26 protein-coding genes and 1 tRNA gene are annotated in these 23,136 nt (G+C 67.5%); 1 reads left to right on the top strand and 26 read right to left on the bottom strand.

Annotated elements, in window-relative coordinates; genetic code table 11:
• From bamD to smpB, 21 genes are all read right to left on the bottom strand, one after another.
• The gene (bamD, locus tag VNF92_02575; GenBank protein HVA56748.1) at positions 1-834 is read right to left on the bottom strand and encodes an outer membrane protein assembly factor BamD; all 834 of its coding nucleotides are present in this window, start codon (positions 832-834) and stop codon (positions 1-3) included.
• 41 nt (positions 835-875) lie between these two features.
• Entirely contained in the window at positions 876-1,859 is a 984-nt protein-coding gene (locus tag VNF92_02570) for a UDP-glucuronic acid decarboxylase family protein (protein ID HVA56747.1), read from the bottom strand.
• The gene (locus tag VNF92_02565; protein ID HVA56746.1) at positions 1,856-3,166 is read right to left on the bottom strand and encodes a UDP-glucose/GDP-mannose dehydrogenase family protein; all 1,311 of its coding nucleotides are present in this window, start codon (positions 3,164-3,166) and stop codon (positions 1,856-1,858) included. The genes VNF92_02570 and VNF92_02565 overlap by 4 nt, the downstream gene beginning before the upstream one ends.
• Positions 3,167-3,202: 36 nt before the next feature.
• A complete protein-coding gene (locus VNF92_02560) occupies positions 3,203-4,555 on the bottom strand; it encodes a nucleotide sugar dehydrogenase (protein ID HVA56745.1) in 1,353 nt (450 codons plus the stop codon).
• Position 4,556: 1 nt separating this feature from the next.
• Positions 4,557-5,669 carry a DegT/DnrJ/EryC1/StrS family aminotransferase gene (locus tag VNF92_02555; GenBank protein ID HVA56744.1) on the bottom strand — a complete coding sequence of 371 codons (1,113 nt, stop codon included), beginning with the start codon at positions 5,667-5,669 and terminating at the stop codon, positions 4,557-4,559.
• Between the two features lie 159 nt (positions 5,670-5,828).
• On the bottom strand, positions 5,829-6,872 hold the full coding sequence (locus VNF92_02550) for a Gfo/Idh/MocA family oxidoreductase (protein ID HVA56743.1): 1,044 nt from the start codon (positions 6,870-6,872) through the stop codon (positions 5,829-5,831).
• A gap of 10 nt (positions 6,873-6,882) precedes the next feature.
• Positions 6,883-7,467, bottom strand: a complete 585-nt coding sequence (locus VNF92_02545; GenBank protein HVA56742.1) for an acyltransferase — start codon at positions 7,465-7,467, stop codon at positions 6,883-6,885.
• Entirely contained in the window at positions 7,464-10,700 is a 3,237-nt protein-coding gene (gene carB, locus VNF92_02540; protein HVA56741.1) for a carbamoyl-phosphate synthase large subunit, read from the bottom strand. The genes VNF92_02545 and carB overlap by 4 nt, the downstream gene beginning before the upstream one ends.
• On the bottom strand, positions 10,684-11,646 hold the full coding sequence (locus VNF92_02535) for a GDP-mannose 4,6-dehydratase (GenBank protein ID HVA56740.1): 963 nt from the start codon (positions 11,644-11,646) through the stop codon (positions 10,684-10,686). The genes carB and VNF92_02535 overlap by 17 nt, the downstream gene beginning before the upstream one ends.
• Entirely contained in the window at positions 11,643-12,614 is a 972-nt protein-coding gene (locus VNF92_02530; protein HVA56739.1) for a GDP-mannose 4,6-dehydratase, read from the bottom strand. Before VNF92_02530 ends, VNF92_02535 begins: the two co-directional genes overlap by 4 nt.
• Before the next feature lie 98 nt (positions 12,615-12,712).
• The gene (gene rpmB / locus VNF92_02525) at positions 12,713-12,931 is read right to left on the bottom strand and encodes a 50S ribosomal protein L28 (GenBank protein HVA56738.1); all 219 of its coding nucleotides are present in this window, start codon (positions 12,929-12,931) and stop codon (positions 12,713-12,715) included.
• Positions 12,932-12,934: 3 nt separating this feature from the next.
• A complete protein-coding gene (gene rplQ / locus VNF92_02520; protein HVA56737.1) occupies positions 12,935-13,291 on the bottom strand; it encodes a 50S ribosomal protein L17 in 357 nt (118 codons plus the stop codon).
• 3 nt (positions 13,292-13,294) lie between these two features.
• Complete coding sequence (locus VNF92_02515; GenBank protein ID HVA56736.1) at positions 13,295-14,365, bottom strand: DNA-directed RNA polymerase subunit alpha; 1,071 nt, start codon at positions 14,363-14,365, stop codon at positions 13,295-13,297.
• 214 nt (positions 14,366-14,579) lie between these two features.
• A complete protein-coding gene (gene rpsD, locus VNF92_02510; GenBank protein ID HVA56735.1) occupies positions 14,580-15,215 on the bottom strand; it encodes a 30S ribosomal protein S4 in 636 nt (211 codons plus the stop codon).
• 3 nt (positions 15,216-15,218) lie between these two features.
• Positions 15,219-15,596, bottom strand: coding sequence for a 30S ribosomal protein S11 (rpsK, locus tag VNF92_02505; protein ID HVA56734.1), 378 nt, complete (start codon positions 15,594-15,596; stop codon positions 15,219-15,221).
• Positions 15,597-15,600: 4 nt separating this feature from the next.
• The gene (gene rpsM, locus VNF92_02500) at positions 15,601-15,978 is read right to left on the bottom strand and encodes a 30S ribosomal protein S13 (GenBank protein ID HVA56733.1); all 378 of its coding nucleotides are present in this window, start codon (positions 15,976-15,978) and stop codon (positions 15,601-15,603) included.
• 3 nt (positions 15,979-15,981) lie between these two features.
• Complete coding sequence (rpmJ, locus tag VNF92_02495; protein ID HVA56732.1) at positions 15,982-16,098, bottom strand: 50S ribosomal protein L36; 117 nt, start codon at positions 16,096-16,098, stop codon at positions 15,982-15,984.
• 115 nt (positions 16,099-16,213) lie between these two features.
• Entirely contained in the window at positions 16,214-16,942 is a 729-nt protein-coding gene (pyrF, locus tag VNF92_02490; GenBank protein HVA56731.1) for an orotidine-5'-phosphate decarboxylase, read from the bottom strand.
• Positions 16,939-17,868, bottom strand: coding sequence for a dihydroorotate dehydrogenase (locus VNF92_02485; protein HVA56730.1), 930 nt, complete (start codon positions 17,866-17,868; stop codon positions 16,939-16,941). Before VNF92_02485 ends, pyrF begins: the two co-directional genes overlap by 4 nt.
• 11 nt (positions 17,869-17,879) lie before the next feature.
• Positions 17,880-18,758 carry an N-acetylmuramoyl-L-alanine amidase gene (locus VNF92_02480; protein ID HVA56729.1) on the bottom strand — a complete coding sequence of 293 codons (879 nt, stop codon included), beginning with the start codon at positions 18,756-18,758 and terminating at the stop codon, positions 17,880-17,882.
• Positions 18,755-19,225, bottom strand: coding sequence for an SsrA-binding protein SmpB (smpB, locus tag VNF92_02475; GenBank protein HVA56728.1), 471 nt, complete (start codon positions 19,223-19,225; stop codon positions 18,755-18,757). The genes VNF92_02480 and smpB overlap by 4 nt, the downstream gene beginning before the upstream one ends.
• 29 nt (positions 19,226-19,254) lie before the next feature.
• Here smpB and VNF92_02470 point away from each other — a divergent pair.
• Positions 19,255-19,338, top strand: a tRNA-Leu gene (locus VNF92_02470).
• 65 nt (positions 19,339-19,403) lie between these two features.
• Here VNF92_02470 and VNF92_02465 read toward each other — a convergent pair.
• The 5 genes from VNF92_02465 to VNF92_02445 form a co-directional block, all read right to left on the bottom strand.
• Positions 19,404-19,958 carry a hypothetical protein gene (locus tag VNF92_02465; protein HVA56727.1) on the bottom strand — a complete coding sequence of 185 codons (555 nt, stop codon included), beginning with the start codon at positions 19,956-19,958 and terminating at the stop codon, positions 19,404-19,406.
• A gap of 25 nt (positions 19,959-19,983) precedes the next feature.
• The gene (locus VNF92_02460; protein ID HVA56726.1) at positions 19,984-20,478 is read right to left on the bottom strand and encodes an Rrf2 family transcriptional regulator; all 495 of its coding nucleotides are present in this window, start codon (positions 20,476-20,478) and stop codon (positions 19,984-19,986) included.
• Between the two features lie 67 nt (positions 20,479-20,545).
• The gene (locus VNF92_02455; GenBank protein HVA56725.1) at positions 20,546-21,964 is read right to left on the bottom strand and encodes an aspartate ammonia-lyase; all 1,419 of its coding nucleotides are present in this window, start codon (positions 21,962-21,964) and stop codon (positions 20,546-20,548) included.
• Between the two features lie 37 nt (positions 21,965-22,001).
• Positions 22,002-22,493: a DUF4149 domain-containing protein gene (locus VNF92_02450; GenBank protein HVA56724.1), complete on the bottom strand. Its 492-nt coding sequence runs from the start codon at positions 22,491-22,493 to the stop codon at positions 22,002-22,004.
• Complete coding sequence (locus VNF92_02445; protein HVA56723.1) at positions 22,490-23,134, bottom strand: MBL fold metallo-hydrolase; 645 nt, start codon at positions 23,132-23,134, stop codon at positions 22,490-22,492. Before VNF92_02445 ends, VNF92_02450 begins: the two co-directional genes overlap by 4 nt.
• Between the last annotated feature and the right edge of the window lie 2 nt (positions 23,135-23,136).

The raw sequence follows: 23,136 nt of genomic DNA, 5'->3' as shown, positions 1-23,136 counted from the left end.
TCAGCGCCGCAACGAGAGCCGCGGTAGCGGGCCCGCCGCCGGGCGCCGGGCCGGCCCGATGGCCGCTGTGGTATCGCCGGGGGACTTCACGCCGCGGCAGTCGGCGCCGACTCTGGAATCGCCGGGATACAGCGATCGCATCTGCTTGCAGATGTCGGCGAGGTCCTCGGTGTAATTGATCGTCCGGTAGGCTTGCGAGAGCCGCAGCATCGCCAGGTGCGCGTGCTCCGTTTCGGGCCACTTCTGAACGACGTTCTTGAAGTAGAGGATCGCCGAGTCCCAGGCCTTGTTCTTGAAGTAGAACATTCCGGTGTCGTAGTCCTTGGTGGCGAACCATTCATTGAGCTTGGCGATGTCAGTTCGCGCGGAATCGGCGACGATGGTATCGGTCTGGGCGTAGAGCTGGATGAGCATCGTGTACGTCTGAAGCGCGGTCAGACCGTACGTCTGGTCGAGCGACGGATCACGCCAGAGCCGCTGGTAGCTGCGTCCGGCTTCAAGCGCCGCGCGTGGTCCCAGGGAGTCGTCCGGAAAGGATTCGACGAGCCGCGAAAAGGCCTGGGCGGCGAGCAGGTCGTCGCCGGCCCGTTCGTGCGCCAGCCCGAGGTACCAGTACGAGGGCACGAGCAGCGTATCGCGCACACCGAGATCGAGGGTCAACTTGTCGAATCCTTCGACGGCGTTGTCCCAGCGGTGTTGATTGAATTCGGTCAGCGAGGCCTTGAACAGCGCCTCGTTGGTCGGAAACTTCGTGACGACGAAGGCCGGCCGGCAGGCCGCAGCGGCCAGCCCCAGCGCCAGCGCCGCGACGAGTCCGCGGGTCTGTCGATGCATAGGGTGGGAAAGATAGCGGGCCGCGGGCCCGGGGCGCACCCTCACGCGCCCGGTTTCCGCGCGGGCCGCGGATCGCGAGCCGCCATGCGCGACGTCCCCATCAGCGACCGGAAGAACGCGATGGTCCGACCCAGCCCCTCGCGCAGATCGATCCGGGGCTCCCATCCCAGCATCGTCCGTGCCCGGGTGATGTCGGGCTGGCGCAGCCGGGGGTCGTCCACGGGCAGCGGCCGGTGCTCGATCGGCGCCGGGCTGCCGGTGAGGTCCTTCACGGTCTCGGCGAGTTGCGTGACCGTGTGCTCCGTGGGATTGCCGATGTTCGTGGGCATGTGGTCGCCCTTCATGAACAGCCGGAAGATCCCCTCGACCTCATCCTCCACGTAGCAGAAGCTGCGCGTCTGCCGGCCCTCGCCGTAAATCGTGATCGTCTCGTGGTTCAGGGCCTGCACGATGAAGTTCGACACCACGCGCCCGTCGCGCGGCCGCATGCGGGGGCCGTACGTGTTGAAGATCCGGACGATGCGGGTATCGAGCCCGTGATAGGTGTGATAGGCCATGGTCATCGCTTCGGAGAACCGCTTGGCTTCATCATAGACACCGCGGGGGCCCACCGGGTTCACGTTTCCCCAGTAGGATTCGCGCTGCGGGTGCTCGAGCGGGTCGCCGTATACTTCGGACGTCGAGGCCATCAGGAACCGGGCCCCCTTCGCCCTGGCCAACCCCAGCGCGTTGTGCGTGCCGAGCGATCCCACCTTGAGCGTCTGGATGGGCAACTCGAGATAGTCGATCGGGCTGGCCGGCGAGGCAAAATGCAGCACGCCGTCCACGTCGCCGGCCACGTAGGTGAACGTGGATATGTCGTGGCGGACGAATTCGAACCGCGACTCGCCCATCAAATGCGCGATGTTGTCCGGATGGCCGGTGACGAAATTGTCGATCCCGACGATCGTGTGCCCATCGGCCAGAAACCGGTCGCAGAGATGCGAGCCGAGAAATCCCGCGGCGCCAGTGATGACGATTCTCATGGCCCCACTCCGCGGCCGATGGACAGGTACTGGAATCCGAGAGCGCGCATCTTGCCCGGGTCGTAGAGGTTACGTCCGTCCACGACCACGGGCCGGCGTAGCGCCTGCTTGATCCGCCCGAAGTCGGGGTGCCGGTATTCGTTCCAGTCGGTGACCACGACCAGCGCGTCTGCACCGTCGAGCGCCGCGTACCCCGTCTCGGCGAACGCGATGCGATCGTCGAGTCGGCGCCTGGCTTCGTCCATTGCCGCGGGGTCGTGGGCCACCACTGTGCCGCCCGCGGCGAGGACGGCGTCGATGAGGACGAGCGCCGGGGCCTCACGCATGTCGTCGGTGTTCGGCTTGAACGCCAGCCCCCACACGGCCACCCGCGCCCCGCGCAGTCCGTCGCCGAGCGCCTGCTTCAGTTTGTCGAACAATCGGAGTTTCTGCCGGTCATTCACCGCTTCGACGGCCGTGAGGATCTCGAGGGGCGAGCCGAACTGCCCGCCGGTATGAACGAGGGCCTTCACGTCTTTCGGAAAGCAGGAGCCACCGTAGCCCGGGCCGGGGAACAGGAAGGCCGGCCCGATGCGGTCGTCGCTCCCCACACCCTTGCGCACCAGATCGACGTTGGCGCCGACGCGTTCGCACAGGTTGGCGATCTCGTTCATGAACGAGATGCGTGTGGCAAGCATGGCGTTGGCCGTGTACTTCGTCATCTCGGCCGAAGGGATATCCATGAAGATGATCGGTCGCCCGGTGCGCACGAACGGCGCGTACAACTCGGCCATGACGCTGCGCGCCTCGTCGGTCTCGACCCCGATCACCACGCGGTCCGGCTTCATGAAGTCGTCGACCGCCGCGCCTTCCTTGAGGAATTCCGGATTGCTGCAGATGTGATACGGGAACTGCGCGTGCTCGCCGACCGCCGCCGAGACCTTGGCCGCCGTGCCCACCGGGACGGTGGACTTGGTCACGACCACCAGCTCGCGCTTCATGTGCTTGCCGATCTCCGTGGCCACGTTCAGCACGTGCCGCAGGTCGGCCGAGCCGTCCTCGTCGGGCGGCGTGCCCACGGCGATGAACACGACGTCGGCCGTGGCGATCGCATCGCCGACCTCGGTCGTGAAGCGAAGCCGGCCGGCGCGCTGGTTACGCTCGACGTAGCTCTCCAGCCCGGGCTCGTAGATCGGCAGCACGTTCCGTTTGAGGCCGTCGATCTTGATCGCGTCCACGTCGGCGCAGACCACGGCATTGCCCGTCTCGGAGAGACAGGCACCCACCACGAGCCCCACATATCCGGATCCAACAACAGTGATGTTCATTCGACGAGGGCGAGAGAGGAGCGATAGACGGGCGCCTCAGCGGCCGGCCTCCGAGAACGCATCGGACTCGCGCACGGTGGCCAGCGTCACGACGCGTGCCCGCGACGGACGAGTCCGGACCGTGGCATTGCGGCTGTCGATCACCAGGTCGGCGTGGTCGACCACCCGCTGGTAATCGACGGCGGCATGGGCGGTCACGATCACCACCGCGTCGGCCGATTCCAGCTCCGCGTCGGTCAGGGCGACGCCGAACTTCTCGTGGTCGTCCTCGCGATACATGTTGATGTGCGGATCGTGGAACGCGACGTCGGCGCCGCTGGCCTCGAGCAGCCGGATGACGTCCAGCGCCGGGCTCTCCCGGAGGTCGTCGATGTCCTGCTTGTACGCCACCCCGAGCACCAGCACGCGGCTGCCGTTCACCGCCTTCCGCCGGTCGTTGAGCCCCTGCGCCACCTTCTCCACCACGTAGGCAGGCATCTGGCTGTTGATCTCGCTCGCCAGATCGATGAACCGCGTCTTGTAGTTGAGCGTGCGCATCTTCCACGCGAGATAATGCGGATCGAGCGGGATACAGTGGCCGCCGATGCCGGGCCCGGGCGTGAATTTCATGAAGCCGAACGGTTTCGTGGCGGCCGCCTCGATCACCTCCCACACGTCGACGCCCAGCTTGTCGCACATGATCGCCATCTCGTTCGCCAGCCCGATGTTCACCGAACGGAAGGTGTTCTCGAGCAACTTCGACAACTCCGCCGTCTCGGCGCTCGACACCTCGACCACGCTCTCGATGCACACCCGGTACAGCGCCGCCGCGACCTCCGTGCAGGCCGGCGTGACGCCGCCCACGACCTTGGGCGTGTTGCCGGTGTGGAATCGCGGATTGCCTGGATCCACGCGCTCCGGACTGAACGCGAGGAACACGTCGCTGCCCACGGTGAGGCCCGACTGCTCGAGCATCGGCTTGAGCAGTTCGCGCGTCGTGCCGGGATACGTCGTGCTCTCGAGCACGATCAACTGGCCGGCGTGGACGTGGCGGCCGATCGTCTCGGCCGCCGCGATGATGTAGCTCATATCCGGGTCGCGCGTCTTGACGAGGGGCGTGGGCACGGCAATCGAGATCGCGTCCACCTCGGCCAGTCGCGATTCGTCGGTCGTCGCCGTGAACCGGCCGGCGGCGAGCATGGCCGCGACATCCGCCGACGTCACATCCTTGATGTGCGACTCGCCCCGGTTGAGGATCCCGATCACACGATCGCTGATGTCGTAGCCGACCACGCGCAGCCCGGCCTTCGCAAACTCAATGGCCAGCGGCAGCCCGACGTAGCCGAGGCCGATCACTCCGATCACCACCTCGCGGCGATCGATCTTGTCCAACAGCGCGCGCTTCGACATGTCAGGCTCCATAGAATGTTCGGACGGCCCCCACGACCTCGTCCAGTTGGGCCATGGTCAACTCGGGATAGATGGGTAGCGACAGCACCTCACGTGCCGCCCGCTCCGACTCGGGGAAGGCCCCGGCCTGGAAGCCGAGGTAGGCGAAGCAAGGCTGGAGGTGGAGCGGCAGTGGATAGTAGACCGACGTGCCGATGCCACGCGTCTTGAGGTGTGCCTGCAACTCGTCGCGCCGCTCGCAACGCAGCGTGTACTGATTGAAGATCGACTCGTTGGCCGGATCGATCACCGGTGTCTTCACCTGGGCGACGCCGGCCAGCGCCTTGTTGTAGTACGCTGCATTGGCGCGCCGCTTGGCGCTCCATGCGGCGAGATGCGGCAGCTTGGCCGAGAGCACCGCGGCCTGCAGCGCGTCGAGCCGGCTGTTGTACCCGACCTCGTCGTGGAAGTACTGTCGCGAGCCGCCGTGCATCCGCAGGCGCTTGAGCCGCTCGGCCAGAGCCTTGTCGTGGGTCACCATCATCCCGCCGTCCCCGTACCCGCCCAGGTTCTTCGACGGGAAGAAGCTGAACGTTCCGATGGTCGCCACCTCACCGGCCAGGCGCCACTCGCCGTCGATCATCCGGCGCGCGCCGATCGATTGCGCCGCGTCCTCGATCACCGGGATGCCTTTCGCCACCTGCGCGATGGCTTCCATCGGGGCCATCTGGCCGAACAGGTCCACGGGCACGATGGCCTTGGTCTTGGGCGTGATCGCCCTGGCGATCGCGTCCACCGAGATGTTGAACGTGTCGGGCTCGATGTCCACGAACACGGGCGTCGCGCCCACGTTGTGGATGGTGCCGGCGGTGGCGAAGAAGGTGAACGGGGTGGTGATCACCTCGTCGCCAGGGCCGGCGTTCACCGCGCGGAGCGCCAGGAGAAGGGCGTCGGTGCCGCTGGCGCAGCCCACCGCGTAGGGCGTGTGCGACAGTTCGGCGACCTCGCGCTCCAACCGCTCCACCGGAGCGCCGAGAATGAACGACTGAGAGTCCACCAACTCCAGCAGCACCTTCACGACATCGTCCTTGATCGTGGCGTGCTGCGCGCGCAGGTCCAACAGGGGAACGGGCATGGTCACATGGGGCAGTGCCCGGAGTCCGGGCCGTGGAATTCAGACTTTCGAAAGCGCCGCAAGTACAAAGGACTTCGAAACTTCGTCGGGCCGCCGGTGGAGGTCAATCGGAATGCTCCCGGCGTGTTTCTTGTCGGCTTCCCGATGGACGGCCCCGTCCTACGCTCCGCTGCGAAGCGGGATCGGGACCGTCGCCCCCGTCCGGGCCGACTCGTACATAGCCAAGACCAGTTCCAGCGACTTCCGCCCCGCCCGCCCGTCCGTATCCGGCTTGGCCTCGCCCCGCAGCACGGCGAGCACATTGCCATAGTAGCCCAGGTGCCCGAACCCATACACGTTGGGCGGGGACGTGTTCACCGACTCCACCAGTTTGTCGTCGTCGTCATACTCGGCGAAGGACCAATGTTCGACCTTGTTCACGGCGGTGCCGCCGACCTTCACCGACCCCTTCTCGCCGAGGATCGTGATGGAGCCCTCGAGGTTACGGGGGTAGGTGAGAACGTTGACCTCGATCACCCCGAGGGCGCCGGACCGGAACCGGAGCACTGCGGCCCCGGAATCTTCGGCCTCGATGCGGCGCGCCTGCGTGGCCGTCTTGGCGACCACGCTTTCCACCGGGCCGACGAGCCACTGCATCAGATCCACGTAGTGCGAGGCCTGGTTCATGATCGCGCCGCCGTCGAACTCCCACGTGCCACGCCAGGGTGCCGCGTCGTAGTACTCCTGCGGGCGCTGCCACCGCACCGTGACGTTTGCCATGTAGATGCGCCCGAACCGCTCCTTGTCGACCGCCCGGCGCAACAGTTGGATGGGCGGATTCAACCGGTTCTGCTTGACCACGAACAGTTGGACGCCGGCGGCGTCGCAAGCCTCCACGAGATCGTCCGCCGCGCCCAGGGAAGTGGCCATCGGCTTCTCGCTGAGCACATGCCGGCCGGCCCGCGCCGCCAGAATGCCTTGCGGAGCGTGCAGCCCGGAGGGCGTGCACAGCGTGACGATGTCGCACGCCACGCCACCGAGCAGTTCCTCGTACGACGTGAACCACGGTACGCCGTGTTCCTCACCGGCCGACCGTGCCCGTTCCGCGTCCACGTCGCACACGGCGACCAGCCGCAACCCATCGGTCTTGGCGATGGCGTCGAAGTGGTTCTTGCTGATGCGGCCGCAGCCGACGACGGCGATGTCGAACGTTCGATGGGTCATTGGCCGGGGGTCAGGAGCCGCGCGCCGCGGCGGGCCGGATCCCCTCGCCGTGGCGCTCGTAGGTGGTGCCGCAGGCCGGGCAGGTGCCGGCGCCCACGTCGGGAAGCCGTTCGCCGCACTGGCACATCCAGCCGATGCGGCGCCCCGGTACTCCGGCAATGAGGGCGTACGGGTGCACGTCGCGTGTCACCACCGCGCCAGCACCGATGAACGCGTACTCGCCGAGCGTCACCCCGCATACGATCGTGGCGTTGGCTCCGATCGACGCACCCCGGCGCACGCGTGTCGTCTTGTACTCGTGCTTGCGCGTGACGTGGCTGCGCGGGTTGACGACATTGGTGAACACCATCGACGGCCCGCAGAACACGTCGTCCTCCAGCACCACGCCCTCGTACACCGAGACGTTGTTCTGGATCTTCACGTTGTTCCCGATGCGCACGCCGTTCATGACCACGACATTCTGGCCCAGGCTGCACCGCTCTCCGATCACCGCGCCGCCCAGCACGTGGCAGAAATGCCAGATGCGCGTGCCGCGGCCGACCTGGGCCCCCTCGTCCACATAGGAACTCTCGTGAATGAACGGAGCGTCGCTCATGCTTCCACCCGGAGTTCAGCCTGCCATTCCTGGAGCGACTTCACCGCCGGGCGGCGCGACCGCAGGGCGAGGATGGCGTCGCTGGCCGCGCTCGCCGCCGACATCGTGGTCGTGTATGCCACGTGGTTGCGGATCGCCGCCTGGCGCAGCGTGTAGTCGTCGGCCTGGGCGTGCTTCCCGAGCGGCGTGTTCACCAAGAGTTGCACGTCGCCGTTCAGGATGAGGTCGTGACAGTTGGGTCGCCCTTCGTGCACCTTGAACACGGCGTCCGACGGAATACCGCGCTGGCGTAGGTAACGCGCCGTCCCGCGCGTGGCGAGCAGGCGGAACCCCATCTCCTGGAACCGCCGCGCGATCGGCGTCACGGTCGGCTTGTCGGTGTCGTTGACCGTCACGAGGATCGTCCCGTCGAGCGGGAGCCCGTTCCCCGCCGCCAACTGGGCCTTGGCAAAGCTGGTTCCGAACGAATCCGAGATCCCCATCACCTCGCCGGTCGAGCGCATCTCGGGGCCGAGCACCGGGTCGGTGCCAGGGAACTTGCTGAACGGGAACACCGCCTCTTTCACCGACACGTAACCCGGCGCCACTTCCTCGGTGAACCCGATGTCGTCGAGGGTCTCGCCCATCATCACGCGCGCCGCCAGCGACGCCAACGGCACGCCGATCGCTTTGGACACGAATGGCACCGTGCGGCTGGCCCGCGGATTCACCTCGAGGACGTACACCACGTGGTCCTTGATCGCGTACTGCACGTTCATCAGGCCCACCACGCCGAGCGCGCGGGCCATGGCCGCCGTCTGCTCGCGCATGACCTCCATGTCCTGCTCGGTGACCAGGTACGGCGGCAGCACGCACGCCGAGTCGCCGGAGTGGATGCCGGCGTCCTCGATGTGCTGCATGATGCCGCCGATCACCACCCGCGTGCCGTCGGAGATCGCGTCCACGTCCACCTCGAACGCGTCTTCGAGGAAGCGATCGATGAGCACCGGGCGGTCTTCGGACACGTTCACCGCCGTGTCGAAATAGTGCTCGAGCGACGGTGCATCGTAGACGATCTGCATCGCGCGCCCGCCCAGCACGTACGACGGTCGCACCAGCACCGGATACCCGATGCGCTGGGCGGCCGCGACCGCCTCCTCGACGTTGGTCGCCGTGCCATTGGGCGGTTGGGTGAGCCCCACCTCGCGCGCGATCTTCTCGAACCGCCGCCGATCTTCGGCGATGTCGATGGCGTCGGGCGACGTTCCGAGGATCGTGACGCCGGCGGCCTCGAGCGGGCGCGTCAACTTGAGCGGGGTCTGCCCACCGAGTTGCACGATCACCCCCACCGGCTCCTCCCGCTGGACGATCTCCAGCACGTCCTCCAGCGTCAGCGGCTCGAAGTACAGTTTGTCGGATGTGTCGAAGTCGGTGGAGACGGTTTCGGGGTTGGAGTTGATCATGATCGTCTCGTACCCCTGCTCGCGCAACGCCATCGCGGCCCGCACGCAGCAGTAGTCGAACTCCACCCCCTGCCCGATCCGGTTGGGACCGCTGCCCAGAATGATCACCGACTTGCGCCCGCTCTTCGGCGCTTCGGTCTCCTCGTCGTAGCAGCTGTACAGGTACGGCGTGGACGACGGGAATTCTCCCGCGCACGTATCGACCATTTTGTACGAGGGCCGCACGCCGAGCGCCCACCGGTGCGCGCGCACCGCGTGCTCGGTCTCGCCCCGGAGCGCCCCCAACTGGCGGTCCGAGAATCCCATGCGCTTCATGCGCCGCATCTCGAACGCACCCACCGAGGCGCATCCACGGTACCACTGCTCGGCATCCACCAATTCGAGCATCTGCTGCAGGAACCACGGGTCGATCGCGGTGAGGTCCGCCACGTCAGCCACCGACATGCCGGCCACGAACGCGCGCTTGATCTGGAAGATCCGTTCCGGCGTTGGCTGCCGCAGGGCGCCGGCCAGGGCGGCGTCACTGTCGTCGGGCAGCCGGTCGTCCACCGGGCGCGGCGCCACCGTCCATCCCGGCCGCCCGATCTCGAGCGCGCGCAGTCCCTTCTGCAACGCCTCCTTGAACGTGCGCCCGATCGCCATCGCCTCGCCCACCGATTTCATCTGCGTAGTGAGATACGGATTGGCATGGGGGAACTTCTCGAACGCGAACCGCGGGATCTTCACCACCACGTAGTCGAGCACCGGCTCGAAGCTCGCCGGCGTGGTCTTCGTGATGTCGTTGGGGATCTCCTCGAGGCGGTAGCCCACGGCCAGTTTGGCGCCGATGCGCGCGATCGGGAACCCCGTGGCCTTGGACGCCAGCGCCGAGGACCGCGACACGCGCGGGTTCATCTCGATCACCAGCATCTCCCCGTCGCGCGGATTGACGGCGAACTGGATGTTGCAGCCGCCGGCCTCCACCCCCACCTCGCGGATGATCGCCACCGCAGCGTCGCGCATCACCTGGTATTCGCGATCGGTGAGCGTCATGGCCGGCGCCACGGTGATCGAGTCGCCGGTGTGCACGCCCATCGGATCGAGATTCTCGATCGAGCACACGATGACCACGCTGTCGGCGTGATCGCGCATGACCTCGAGTTCGAACTCTTTCCATCCGATCACGCTGCGCTCGATGAGCACCTGCGTGGTGGGCGATTCGTCGAGCCCGCGCCGCACGATGTCCTCGAACTCGTCGCGGTTGTAGGCGATGCCGCCGCCCGTGCCACCCAGCGTGTACGAGGGGCGGATGATCGCCGGAAACCCCGTCTCTTCGACGATCTCCAGCGCCTCGTCCAGCCTCGTCGCGATGCCGCCCTTGGCCACGGCCAGGCCGATGCGCGCCATCGCCTCGCCGAACAGCTTGCGGTCCTCGGCGATCGCGATCGAGCGCTCCTTGGCTCCGATCAGTTCCACGCCGTGCCGCGCGAGCGCCCCCGACTGGGCCAGCGCCATCGCCACGTTGAGGGCCGTCTGGCCGCCCATCGTGGGAAGCAGCGCGTCGGGCTTCTCGCGCTCGATGATCAGCTCCACGAACTCGGGCGTCACCGGCTCGATGTACGTGCGATCGGCCACCTCGGGGTCGGTCATGATGGTCGCCGGATTGGAGTTCACGAGAATGACCTCGTAGCCCTCTTCCTTGAGCGCTTTGGCGGCCTGGGTGCCCGAGTAGTCGAACTCCGCTCCCTGCCCGATGACGATCGGGCCCGATCCGATGACGAGAATGCGATGGATGTCAGAGCGTCGCGGCATGAAATAGATCGTCGATGATATCGTCGCGGGTAAGGCGCGGTCGCCACCCGGTGGCACGGATCAGCTTCTCGGGATTGCCCACCAGCGCCGGCACGTCCTCCGAACGCTGCAGCGACGGGTCGCTCGAAATCTCGGCGCTCACCCCTGCCCGATCCAGCACGCATTCGGTCAATTCGCGCACCCCCACCCCTTCCCCGCTGCAGACGTTGTAGGCCTCGCCCGGCGTCCCGCGGTCGAGCAACGCCAGGTAGGCATCCACCACGTCGGCCACATGAAGATAGTCGCGGATCGTGTCGCCGTTCCCGATACGGATCGTGTCGCGAGCGCCGCGGCGGATGGCCAGCACCCGCCGGACCAGCGCGGGGAGCAGGAAGTGGTCGTCATGCCCCACGCCGGAGTGATTGAAGCTCCGCGTCGTGAGCACCTGAACGCCGTCGGCGCGGAAAGCCTGGAGGGCGGCGATCTCCTGTGCCGCCTTGGACGCCGCGTACACGGTGAGCGGCCGCTGCTCTGCCGTCTCGGAGAGGGGCAGTTCCGCCGCATCGTGGCGCCCGTACTGCTGGGCGCTTCCGACCACGAGCACGCGCGGATCGAGCGCTCCGACCGCCCGACGCCGCGTCACCTCGGACAGCAGGGTCACGGCGCCCAGGACGTTCACCGACCACGCCTCGGCGGGTGCGTCGGCGGCGCTCGGCAGGTAGCTGATTCCGGCCAGGTGGAGGACGGCGTCGGGCCGGCTCTCGTCGAGGGCGCCCGCCACGTCCTGCCGCGAGCGCACGTCCATGGTCAGCCAATGGATGGCCTGATGCTCGGTGCGGCTCAGCACGCGCGCCCCGGGGGTCCCGACACCAGCGGCGTAGACCTCCCAGCCTTGGCCGAGCAGTGCGCGACCGATCCACTGGCCGACGAACCCCCCGCCGCCGGTGACGAGCGCGCGTCTGGTCACTTCCGGCCGGGCGGGGCGTGCCGGTCCATGTCGGCCCGGACCATCATCTCGATGAGCTCCGCGAACCCGACCTTCGGTTCCCATCCCAGCTCGCGGCGCGCCTTGCCGGGGTTCGCGACGAGGAGGTCCACCTCGGCGGGCCGGAGGAACCGCGGGTCCTGGACGACGTAGTCGCGATAGTCGAGCCCGACGGCCCTGAAGGCGTTCTCGCAGAGTTGCCGCACCGACCAGGTGTGCCCCGTGCCGATGACATAGTCCTCGGGGGCATCCCGCTGCAGCATGCGCCACATGGCGTCCACGTAATCGCCGGCGTAGCCCCAATCGCGGCGCGATTCGAGGTTGCCAAGCCGCAGTTCCGTGGCCAGTCCGAGCTTGATGCGCACGGCGCCGTCGGTGACCTTGCGGGTCACGAACTCGAGGCCGCGGCGCGGGCTCTCGTGATTGAAGAGGATGCCCGACACCGCGTACAGCCCAAAACTCTCCCGGTAGTTGACCGTGATCCAATGGCCGTACACTTTGGCCACGCCGTACGGACTGCGCGGGTAGAACGGGGTGGTCTCGATCTGGGGCGACTCGACCACCTTGCCGAACATCTCACTCGAACTGGCCTGGTAGAAGCGCGCGTTCGGGGCCGCCTTCTTGACCGCCTCGAGCATGCGGGTCACGCCGAGGGCGGTGAATTCGCCGGTGAGCACGGGTTGCGACCACGAGGTCTGCACGAAGCTCTGCGCGGCGAGGTTGTACACCTCGTCGGGTTTGCAGTCGCCCATGACGTCGGTGAGCGACGTCTGGTCGAGCAGGTCGGCGGAGACCAACTCGACGCGGTCGATGAGGTGCGCGATCCGCTCGTACGGCGTGGTGGAGCTGCGCCGGACGACGCCCACGACGCGGTACCCTTTGTCGAGCAGGAACTCGGCGAGGTAGGAGCCATCCTGTCCGGTGATGCCGGTGATCAGCGCGGTGGGCATGGGGTGGGAGGGCGGATCGTGGTGGTGAAGTCAGGCGTGAAGAAAAAAGGGGGAGCCGCGGTGCGGTCCCCCCTCATCGCGGCCCGTGGCGCCACGGTTCAGGCCGCGCGGCCGCGCGGCGCCCGCTTGATCTTGCCGGCGTGCAGGCAGCGCGTACAGACCTTGACCTTGACGATCTTGCCATCGCCCCCCATCACCCGCACCACCTGGAGGTTGGGCTTCCAGGTGCGACGCGTCTTGTTGTTGGCGTGGGAGACATTGTTTCCGAAGGCGACGCCCTTGTCGCAGCAGTAGCAGCGGTTTCTCTGGATTGCCATGGTTCAGCCCTCGATCAACTCTATGCGCGCCATCTCCGCCCCGTCACCCTTGCGGTGGCCGGTCTTCAGGATGCGCGTGTACCCACCGGGACGTTTGGCGTACCGCGGTCCCAGCTCCTGGAACAGCTTGTCCGCGGCGGCGCGCTTGGCGATGTCCCGTCCGGCCTGGCGGCGGGCGTGCAGCGTGCCGGCCTTGGCCTTGGTGATCAGCTTCTCCACGAACGGCCGCAGTTCCTTGGCCTTCGCTTCCGTCGTTTCGATCGCGCCCTGCTCGATGAGCGAGGTCGCGAGGTTGCGCATCAGCGCGCGCTTCTGTTCACCGGTACGGCGCAGCGCGCGGCCGGCGTTGGCATGCCGCATGACCTACTCCTCCATGTCGTCGGGCGCCGCAGCGGCAGCCCGGCTCGGCGGCGTGCCCCAATCCATCACGCGCACCCCGTCGCCGTTCTCCTCGAACCGCATCCCGAAATTCAGTCCTTCACGCTCGAGCAGATCGGCGATCTCCTGGAGCGACTTCTTGCCGAAGTTCTTGACCTGCAGAATCTGGCTCTCGGTCTGCCGCACCAGGTCACCGAGCGACCGGATGCTGGAGTTCTTGAGCGAGTTCACCGACCGCACCGACAGCTCGAGGTCGTCGATCGGCGTCTTGAGCAACTGCGCCAGACGCGCCGCGTCGGCGTCGGTCGACTCCGCCGACGGCACCAGCGGCGCCGAGGTGTGCGAGCCGAAGTCCACGAAATACTGGAAGTGCGATTGGGCCAGCGCGGCCGCGTAGCTCACGGCCTCGGACGGCGAGATCGTGCCGTTCGTCTCCACGGTGAGCGTGAGGCGGTCGTAGTCGGTGCGCTGACCCACGCGGGTCTCGGCGACCGAGAAGTTGGCCCGACGCACGGGATTGTAGATCGCGTCGATGCGCACGAGGTCCACCGGGCGGCCGCGGTCGAGCGGATGCTGGTCGGCCTCCATGTAGCCGCGGCCCTTGTTGACGTACAGATCCATCGTCAGGTCGCGGTGATCCTGCAGGGTGAGGATGTGGTGCGTCTGGTCGATGACGCGTACGCCGCTCGCCGCCTGGATGTCGGCCGCGGTCACGACGCCGGCCTTGGACCTGGCGATGTGCACCACCGCCTCCTCCACCTCGTCGTCGAGCATCAGGGTGAGCGTCTTGAGGTTGCCGATGATCTGGTGGACGTCCTCGACGACGCCGGCGATGGTCTGGTGCTCGTGCACCACGCCGTCGATGCGGAATGCCCACACGGCGGAGCCGCGCAGCGACGACAGCAGCATGCGCCGCATCGCGTTGCCCAGGGTATGCCCGAAGCCGCGCTCCAGCGGCTGGAGCCGGAACTCGGCCACATTCGGATTATCATCGCGCGTCGTCGATTCGACGAGTTGCGGGCGGACGAGTCCGCGAAGATCGATCGAATTGCTCATAGTCAGTTGATACCTCGGTCCGACCGGGAAATCACCGGCGTCGCCCTGCCCCGCCCCTAACGCGCGGCAAGCTCGAATGGGAGTTAGGGTCCCGACCCCTTGCACTGCACTGCCCAGCTCCACCACACCGCCTCTCCCCCACCATCCCGTAGGACGGTAGGACGGCAAACGTCGGCGCAGTCTCTGTGTCCTACTGTCCTACGCTCCTACCGCATTACTTGGAGTACAACTCCACGACCAGCTGCTCCTGCGCGGCGATCGGAATGTTCGGCCGCGAGGGACGCTCCAGCATACGGCCGCTGAAGCTCTCCTTGTCCACGGCGAGCCACGAGAGGGAGCCACCGCGGCTCGACTGCTCCAGCGCCGCCTGGATGAAGACCAGCTCCCGCGATTTCTCGCGCACGCGGATCTCCTGGCCCGGCTGCACCGTGTAGCTCGCGACGTCCACCGTCTTGCCGTTCACTTCGACGTGTCGGTGGCGGATGAGCTGACGCGCCGCCTTGCGGCTGGCCGCGAATCCCATCCGGTAGACGAGATTGTCGAGCCGGCTCTCCAGGTTGGCGAGCAGATTGTGGCCGGTCACGCCGGGCAGCGAGGATACCTTCTCGAAGATGTTGCGGAACTGCTGCTCGCCCAGCCCGTAGATGCGCTTGATCTTCTGCTTCTCGCGCAACTGCTTGGCGTACTCCGACGCCTTGCGGCGGCGCGCCGTGCTCTGGCCGTGCTGCCCGGGCGCGTACGGACGGCGCTCGACGGGGCATTTCTCGGTGAAGCACTTGGTGCCTTTGAGGAACAGCTTGGTCCCTTCGCGCCGGCACAGCTTGCAACTCGCTCCAAGATACCGACTCATGACTCAGACTCTCCGACGCTTGGGCGGACGGCAGCCGTTGTGCGGAATCGGCGTCACGTCCTTGATCGACTTCACCTGCAGTCCGGCCGAGGCCAGCGCCTGGATGGCCGACTCACGCCCGCTGCCGGGGCCCTGCACGCGCACATGCACGCGCTTGACGCCGAGGCTGAGCGCTTCCCGGGCGCACTGTTCGGACGCGACCGTTGCCGCGAACGGCGTGCTCTTCTTGGAGCCTTTGAAGCCGGCCTTGCCCGACGAACCCCAGGACACGGTGTTCCCGTGCGCGTCGGTGATCGTGACCATCGTATTGTTGAACGTGGCGTTCACGTGGGCGATGCCTTCCGCCTCCACGACGCGCTTGGACTTCTTGCCAGTCGCCATAGGATTACTTGGTTACCTTCTTCTTGCCCGCGATCGCGCGGCGCGGCCCCTTCTTGGTGCGGGCGTTGGTGTGCGTCCGCTGGCCACGCACCGGAAGACCACGGCGGTGCCGAATGCCGCGATACGAGCCGATGTCCATCAGCCGCTTCACGTTCATCGCCACCTCGGTGCGCAACGCGCCCTCGACCTTATGGTCGCGCTCGATCACCTGGCGCAGCTTGTTGACGTCGCCATCCGACAGGTCGCGCACGCGCAACGCGGCATCGATGCCTGCCTTCTGGACGATGGCGGCGGCCGTCTTGCGGCCGATGCCGTAGATGTAGGTCAAGCCGACCTCGACCTTCTTCTCACGCGGGAGATCGACTCCACTGATTCGCGCCATGAATTAGCCCTGCCGCTGCTTATGCTTAGGGTTGCGCTTGCAAATGATGCGGATCACGCCGTTCCGCTTGATCACTTTGCAGTGCTCGCAGATCGGCTTCACGCTGCTGCGTACTTTCACGGAAGCTCCGGTCCGGACGAAAAATCACGTATCCAGGAATTCCTGGCCAGACCTTAAGAGTAATTGGGGCTGCAACTTGACGCAAGCCGCCAGTGAACGGTGAAACACCCGCCGCTCAGCCCCCCGACGAGCCTTCGGCCGCGAGCTCCGCCAACACCCGCTCCATGGCGATCCGCGGGTCGCCGGCCGCAGTCACCGTGCGACCCAGCACTACGTAGGCCGCGCCCGCCAGCACGGCTTCGCCTGGGGTCACCACCCGAGCCTGATCGTTCGCCGGCATCCCCGCGAGCCGCACTCCCGGCACGAGGGTGGCCAATCGCCCGCCGAAGCGGCTCCGTACCGCTCCCGCCTCGCGCCCGCTGCACACCACCCCGTGCAGCCCGGCAGCGGCCGCGACCGCCGAGAGCCGCAGCACCTCGTCCCCCACATCGAGCGTGCGCCCACTGCCGCCGTCACGTCCCCAGGCAGCGGCCAGCGCCGCCGCGTCGAGCGACGTCAGCACGGTCACCGCGAGCAGGGAACACCCGCCCGCCGCTGCCGCCGCCTGCGCCTCATCGAGCATCGCCCGTCCGCCAGAGGCGTGGACCGTCACCAGCCGCGCCCCGTGGGCGGCCGCGCTTGCCACCGCGCCGCGCACGGTGTTGGGAATGTCGTGCAACTTGAGGTCGAGGAACACCTCCGCTCCCCGCCCCCGCTCGCGCACCGCGCGGACGATCGCCGGTCCTTCGGCGGTGAACAGCTGCAAGCCGACCTTGTAGAACCCGCAGAGCCCGTCGAGCCGGTCGACCAGTGCCAGCGCGTCGGCCACGCGGGACACGTCCAGCGCCACGATGGGGGTGGTCATGCGGGCCACTCCAAGGTGCCGCGCAGGTCGGCGAGATTGGCCACGCCGTGCGCCGCGCACCAGCGGACGAGATCGCGCACCACCCGCTCCGGCCGCCGTGGATCGCGCATGGCCGCGGTGCCCATTCCAACCAGCGACGCGCCGGCCAGTACGTACTGCACGACATCGGTGGCGTGGCGGACGCCGCCCAGGCCGATCACCGGCACGGGCACGGCCCGCGCCACCTTCCACGTGGCGAGCACGCCTACGGGCAGGATCGCGCTGCCGCTCACGCCGCCCGTGCCGAAGCCCAGCGCCGGGCGTCGCGTTTCGACATCCACCACCAATCCGGGGATCGTGTTCACCACGGTGATCCCGTGGGCGCCGGCGTCGACGGCGACCCGCGCCGTATGAGCGATGTCGGCGAGCGCCGGTGAGAGCTTGGCGAACACCGGCCGATGGGTGACACGTCGCACCTGCATGACGACCGCGGCGAGGGCCGTGTCGTCGGCGCCGAACTCCATCCCGCCGGCCTTGGTGTTCGGGCAGCTCACGTTCAACTCGTAGCCGTCGATCGCACCGCCGGCGTGCTCGCTCGCTTCGAGCCGCTGCACGACTTCGGCGAACTCGTCCACCACGAAGCCGACCACGTTGACGAGTTTTCGCGTGCCTGGCAGGGCGACCTCCAGCCACGGCAAGTGCGTGCGGCACACCTCGTCAACGCCCGGGTTGGCCAGCCCGACGGCGTTGATCATGCCGCCCTCGAACTCCGCTACGCGCGGCGCGGGGGCGCCCTGGCGCGGCTCGAGGCTCACCGCCTTGGTGACCAGCCCGCCGATGGCCGCGAGATCCGTCACGCCCGACACCTCGTGCCCATAGCCGGCGGTTCCGGCGGCAAGAACGATGGGATTCTGGAATTCGAGTCCGGCAGCGCTGACGCGAAGCACGGACTCCGGGCTCATTGGTGGCGGCCGGCGACGCGATCCGCCACACCGTTCACGCCGGCCCGGTAGGCGTTGAGATAATCCACGGCCGCATCGGCGATCGCACCAGCGAGCTTGGTCTGCGACCGCGGGTTGGAAATGAACGCGGCCTCCTGCGGATTCGTGCCGAAGCCGATCTCGACGAGCACGGCCGGCATGAACGCCGTTTCGAGGACGACGAATGCCGCCTGCTGGACGCCGCGGTCCGGGCCCGGCTCCACGGCCCCCAGTTGATCCTGCACGGTTTCGGCCAGTTTCATCGACTCGCGGAGATGCTCGTTCTGCTGCATGTCGCTGAGGATGAAACTTAGCGGATCACCCTTGGACACGGGGCTGCCGCTGTCGAAACGGGCCGCCGAGTTTTCCATGGCTTCCACTCGACGGGCGTCTTCGGTCTTCGCTTCGGACAGAAAATAGGTTTCGAACCCGCGGGCCGTGGCGGCGTCCTTCCACTTGGGGTTGGACGCGTTGACGTGGATCGAGATGAACAGATTGCCGTGGGCGCGGTTGGCGATCGGGCCGCGATCGTACAGGTTGATCAGCGTGTCGGTGGTGCGTGTGTAGACGACCTTCACCCCCCGGGCCTGGAGCGCCCGACCGAGCTTGAGGGCGACCTGCAGGGTGATGTTCTTCTCGTAGATCTTGTGCGTGGCACCGATCGGGCCACTCATCCCGTTGTCGACGCCGCCGTGTCCGGCATCGACGACGACGACGGCCGGCGTGTCGCCCTGGAGATGGGGATGGCCGTCCGACCCGATGGCGGCACGCGCCGGCCCGATGCGGTCGGCGACGGGGGCCGGTCGCACCGGCATGGCGGCAGCGAGCTGGAACGCGGCGAGGACGAGGGCGATCACCGTGTGCGCCCCACGCGCGCCATCTCGCGCTCGGCGTCCCGCGCTTTGGCCGTTTCGCGCTTGTCGTGCAGCTTCTTTCCCTTGCCCAGCGCCAGCGTCACTTTGGCCACCCCGTGCTTGAAATACAGATCCAGGGGCACGAGGGTGAGTCCCTCGCGCTCCACCGCGCCAATCAGACGACGGATTTGACGCTTGTGGAGCAACAGTTTGCGGGTGCGGGTGGGCTCGTGGTTATTGTAGCTGCCCTGCTTGTAGGGGGAAATGTGGAGGTTGAGCAGGTAGACCTCCCCATCCTTCACGATGCCATAGGCATCGACGAGTTGTGCCTTGCCGTCGCGGAGCGACTTGACCTCGGTGCCGGTCAGCACGAGCCCCGCCTCCCACGTCTCCAGAATGTGATAGTCGTGGCGGGCGCGCTTGTTCTTCGCAATCGAAACGGTGTCGTTGGCTTCGTTCGTTGACTTCATGGTCAGCCGTCAATAATATCCGCGTTCGCGCCGAAGTGGTGGAACTGGTAGACGCGCTGGCTTCAGGAGCCAGTGGGTGCAAGCCCGTGCGGGTTCGAGTCCCGCCTTCGGCATTCTCTGCCGCAATCTCATGGGCGCGCTCCAGTCGGAGCGCGCCTCGGCTTTTTGGGGCGGGTGCTCAGTGCCGCTCGATGGCCGAGGGGGGCACGTGCTCCGGCAGCGTGGCCGTGCCGAAGATCTCGCGGAGTGAGTCGTTGGCCGCCTGGAGATAGCCGGCCAGCAAGTCGCCGGCCCGCGTCACGTTGGCATCGACCTCGCGAAACGAGCCTCCGGCGAAGGCCAGCAGCGTGCGCCCGAGGCGCGCCGGGGTGGCGCCGGAGACGCGCGCGCCCACCGCGTCGCGATAGGCGCTCAGCCGTGCGTTGAACTGGCGATGTGCCAGCTCGAGGCGGTCGCGCCCGATGTTCCGGTCGCGCTCGAAGGCCGCCGCCATGGTGTGTGCCACGATCGCGCCGGTTCGGTCGTCCAGCGCGTCGCGCTGGGCGCTGACCAGCCCGAGAGCGCGCCGCGCATACCGCAATTCCCAGGCAGCGTGATCGGTGTCGCCGCGGGTCGCGACCGCGGCCAGCCAGGCGACGTCGGTGCCGTCAGGCGGGGCGTTCAGGACCGAGACGAAGCGCTCGGCGCGCTCCTGCAATTGGCGTTCGGCTCTCCACCGTCCGAAGATCGGCATCGAGGGATCGCCTGGCCGGGTCGGCTCAGCCGTTCTGCAACACGGGGAGACCGCGCCCGCGATCGAGTTCGGCGATCTCGGAGAGGCCCACGCGCGTACGGACCTCGCGCTCCTGGTGCAGCAGGTCGGAGAGGCACACCCCTTCGAGCACCTCGTCGATCTTCTGCTGCAGCATGAGCCACACCGGGCGAATGCTGCACTCGTGGGCGGCCGAGCACCGCTCCTCCTCGACCGGATGCGACACGCAGTGCAGGTCGAAGGTGGTGAGTTCGGAAGCCGCGATCACGTCGCGCACCGTGATGTCGCAGGCTGGGCGCGCCAGGGCGTAGCCACCGCGTGCTCCGCGGGTGCTCTTGACGATCTCGGCACGGCGCAGCCGGAGCAGAATCTGCTCCACGTAGTCCACGGGCAGGCGCTCACTGGCCGCGATGTCGCGGCCCGTGACGGGCCCCTCGTCGCTGCGCTTCGCCAGGTGTAGCGCGCAGATCACGCCGTATTCGGCCAGGGTGGTGATACGCACAAGAGGACGTTAATGCCCGGCGTTCCCCTCGGAAAGGGGAGCCCCAGCCCGGCCAGCCCGGGAATGCCTACGCGCCTCCGTGCTTTCCACCCGGCACCCCGATCTCGGTCATCTTCCGCAGATCCAGCACCTCATCGATCTCGGCCGGCGGCAACACCTGGTCGCGCTTCACCAGATCCCGGATGAGCACGCCCTCCTTGACCGAGCGCTTGCTGATGTCCGCGGCCTTGGAGTAGCCGATCTTCGGGGCGAGCGCCGTGGCCAGCGCGGCCGAGCGCTCCAGCCAGTACGCGCACTGCTCGCGGTTGGCCGTGATCCCCGCCACACAGCGCACGTCGAGCGCGGCCGCGGCGTTGGTGAGGATGATCATGGAGAACATCACGTTGTGGGCGATCACGGGCATCATCACGTTCAGTTCGAGCTGGCCGTGCTCGGCCGCCGCAGCCACGCAGGCGTCGTTGCCAATGACCTGGAAGCAGACCTGGTTCACCATCTCGGCGACGGACGGATTGATCTTGCCGGGCATGATCGAAGAGCCGGGCTGCACGGCGGGGAGCGTGATCTCGTCGAGGCCCGTGCGCGGGCCGCTCACCATGAGCCGCAGATCGCTCGCGATCTTGCTGAGGTCGAGGGCGAGCACTTTCACGACCGCCGAGAAGGCCGCGGCGTCGCCCATGCTCTGCATGAGTTGAATGCGGTCCTTGCCCGCGCGGAGATCGAGCCCCGTGATCTGCTTGAGGTACTTGTTCATGAGGGCGGGATACTCCGGCTCGACGTTCACGCCGGTTCCGACAGCGCTCCCGCCGATGCCCAGGTCGCGCAGGAAGTCAGCGGCCTGCCGGATCCGCGCCAGATTGCGGTCGATCGTATCGGCGTAGGCGGAGAACTCCTGGCCGAGGCGAATCGGCATGGCGTCCTGCAGGTGGGTACGCCCGGACTTGAGCACGTCGTCGAATGCGCGGCCTTTGGCGGCCAGGGTGTCGCGCAGTGCGCCGAACGCGCGGTCGAGGCCGGTCAACAGGTCGAGGGCGCCCAGCCGGATGGCCGTCGGGATCACGTCGTTGGTGGACTGCGCCATGTTGACGTGGTCGTTTGGGTGCACCGGTGTATACGCCCCGCGCTTGCCGCCGAGCAGTTCGTTGGCGCGGTTGGCCAGCACTTCGTTGACGTTCATGTTGTGCGAGGTGCCGGCGCCTGCCTGATACACGTCCACCACGAAGTGGGCGTCGAGCTTGCCGGCCAGCACCTCGTCGGCGGCGGCGGCAATGGCGTCGGCGAGTTTGGCGTCGAGGCGGCCGGTTTCCTTGTGTGTGAGGGCGGCCGCCTTCTTGATCCAGACCACGGCGCGCACGAATTCCCTGAGCGGCCTCAGACCGCTGATGGGAAAGTTCTCGAGCGCGCGCTGGGTCTGAACACCGTAATATGCATCGGCCGGCACATCGAGCGGGCCGAGGGGATCCGTTTCGGAGCGGGTCGCGGAGGTCATGGCAGGAACCACAGTCAGGGAAGCCAACGGAAGGTTATCAGTGTACTGATAGATCTCGCTGCCCGCGCAAGGCGAGCACGAGCACGAGGGCGGCCGCGAGCATCGCCACGCCGAGCAGGACGACGCTGAACAGGTGCAACTGGCCGAAGGCCACCCGCAGCGGGTTGGTGGGCGCCAGGGCGTCCACCGGCCCGTGGGCCTGCGCCCGCAGGCGCGCGATCATCCCATCGACCACGAACTGGGCGATCATGCACGCCGTGCCGCCGACGGCGGCGGCGAGCACGCGCGGCTTGTACTTGGAGGCGGTGTCGGTCCACGCGCCCAACACCATGACGGACGCGAACACCGCCATGCCAGCCCAGAAGATCACGGGAAGCAAGCGGCCGACGAGGTCGCCGGCCAGGCTGCGCGTTGGCAGCACTGCGAACGCCGCTGGCGCCACGGCCGCCGCGAGCAGGATCGCCGCGCCCAGCCACCACGCCGACAGCGCGACCTGCGCCAGCCCGGCGCTGCGCCCCGTGATGGTCACCGCCGCACCGGCATCGCCGTCCCGTTCAGGAACGGGTTGTTCGCCAGTTCCTCGTCGATGGTGGTCGACGGGCCGTGCCCTGGATAGACGACGATCTCGCCGGGGAGTGCGCTCACGCGGGCGAGCGATGCCTCCATGTCGGCTCCGTTGCAGAATGGGAGATCGGTGCGACCCACCGATCCCCGGAACAGGAGGTCACCACCGAGCGCGAGCCCGGGGCCCACAAAGACCACGTGGCCGGGCGCGTGACCCGGCGTGTGGAGCACGTTGAAGCGCAGCGCACCCACGGTGACCACGTCACCGTCGGCGAGCGTGCGGTCGGGGGGATCGGGCTGCTCGAGCGGGACCCCGTAGGCCGCCGCGATCTCGGCCGCCCGATCGTAGAGCGGCCGGTCGAGCGGATGCAGGAACACCGGCACCGGATGCACCCGCCGCACGCCATTGATGGCGCCGACGTGGTCCAGGTGGGCGTGGGTGAGCCAGATGGCATCAAGCGTCGCGCCCGAGCGGGCCACCATTTCAAGCAGCCGCTCGGGTTCGTCCCCGGGATCGACCAGCGCCGCACGCTCGGTGGCGTCATCGACGACCAGGTAGCTGTTCTCCTGGAACGGGCCAACGGTCTCGAAGCGAATCGTGATCACGG

This window comes from Gemmatimonadaceae bacterium (assembly GCA_035533015.1).
Lineage (GTDB): Bacteria > Gemmatimonadota > Gemmatimonadetes > Gemmatimonadales > Gemmatimonadaceae > JAGWRI01.
This window is presented reverse-complemented; position numbering and strand designations above follow the sequence as displayed.

Bases quoted from the DNA above. Each gene is read 5' to 3' on its own strand.
- VNF92_02515 (HVA56736.1), bottom strand. From the start codon at position 14,365: ATGAGCAATTCGATCGATCTTCGCGGACTCGTCCGCCCGCAACTCGTC.
- VNF92_02565 (HVA56746.1), bottom strand. From the start codon at position 3,166: ATGAACATCACTGTTGTTGGATCCGGATATGTGGGGCTCGTGGTGGGT.
- VNF92_02560 (HVA56745.1), bottom strand. From the start codon at position 4,555: ATGTCGAAGCGCGCGCTGTTGGACAAGATCGATCGCCGCGAGGTGGTG.
- VNF92_02570 (HVA56747.1), bottom strand. From the start codon at position 1,859: ATGAGAATCGTCATCACTGGCGCCGCGGGATTTCTCGGCTCGCATCTC.
- rplQ (HVA56737.1), bottom strand. From the start codon at position 13,291: ATGCGGCATGCCAACGCCGGCCGCGCGCTGCGCCGTACCGGTGAACAG.
- carB (HVA56741.1), bottom strand. From the start codon at position 10,700: ATGCCGCGACGCTCTGACATCCATCGCATTCTCGTCATCGGATCGGGC.
- smpB (HVA56728.1), bottom strand. From the start codon at position 19,225: ATGAAGTCAACGAACGAAGCCAACGACACCGTTTCGATTGCGAAGAAC.
- rpsK (HVA56734.1), bottom strand. From the start codon at position 15,596: ATGGCGACTGGCAAGAAGTCCAAGCGCGTCGTGGAGGCGGAAGGCATC.
- VNF92_02545 (HVA56742.1), bottom strand. From the start codon at position 7,467: ATGAGCGACGCTCCGTTCATTCACGAGAGTTCCTATGTGGACGAGGGG.
- VNF92_02550 (HVA56743.1), bottom strand. From the start codon at position 6,872: ATGACCCATCGAACGTTCGACATCGCCGTCGTCGGCTGCGGCCGCATC.
- pyrF (HVA56731.1), bottom strand. From the start codon at position 16,942: ATGACCACCCCCATCGTGGCGCTGGACGTGTCCCGCGTGGCCGACGCG.
- rpsM (HVA56733.1), bottom strand. From the start codon at position 15,978: ATGGCGCGAATCAGTGGAGTCGATCTCCCGCGTGAGAAGAAGGTCGAG.
- VNF92_02465 (HVA56727.1), bottom strand. From the start codon at position 19,958: ATGCCGATCTTCGGACGGTGGAGAGCCGAACGCCAATTGCAGGAGCGC.
- VNF92_02555 (HVA56744.1), bottom strand. From the start codon at position 5,669: ATGCCCGTTCCCCTGTTGGACCTGCGCGCGCAGCACGCCACGATCAAG.
- rpmB (HVA56738.1), bottom strand. From the start codon at position 12,931: ATGGCAATCCAGAGAAACCGCTGCTACTGCTGCGACAAGGGCGTCGCC.
- bamD (HVA56748.1), bottom strand. From the start codon at position 834: ATGCATCGACAGACCCGCGGACTCGTCGCGGCGCTGGCGCTGGGGCTG.
- VNF92_02455 (HVA56725.1), bottom strand. From the start codon at position 21,964: ATGACCTCCGCGACCCGCTCCGAAACGGATCCCCTCGGCCCGCTCGAT.
- rpsD (HVA56735.1), bottom strand. From the start codon at position 15,215: ATGAGTCGGTATCTTGGAGCGAGTTGCAAGCTGTGCCGGCGCGAAGGG.
- VNF92_02530 (HVA56739.1), bottom strand. From the start codon at position 12,614: ATGCCCACCGCGCTGATCACCGGCATCACCGGACAGGATGGCTCCTAC.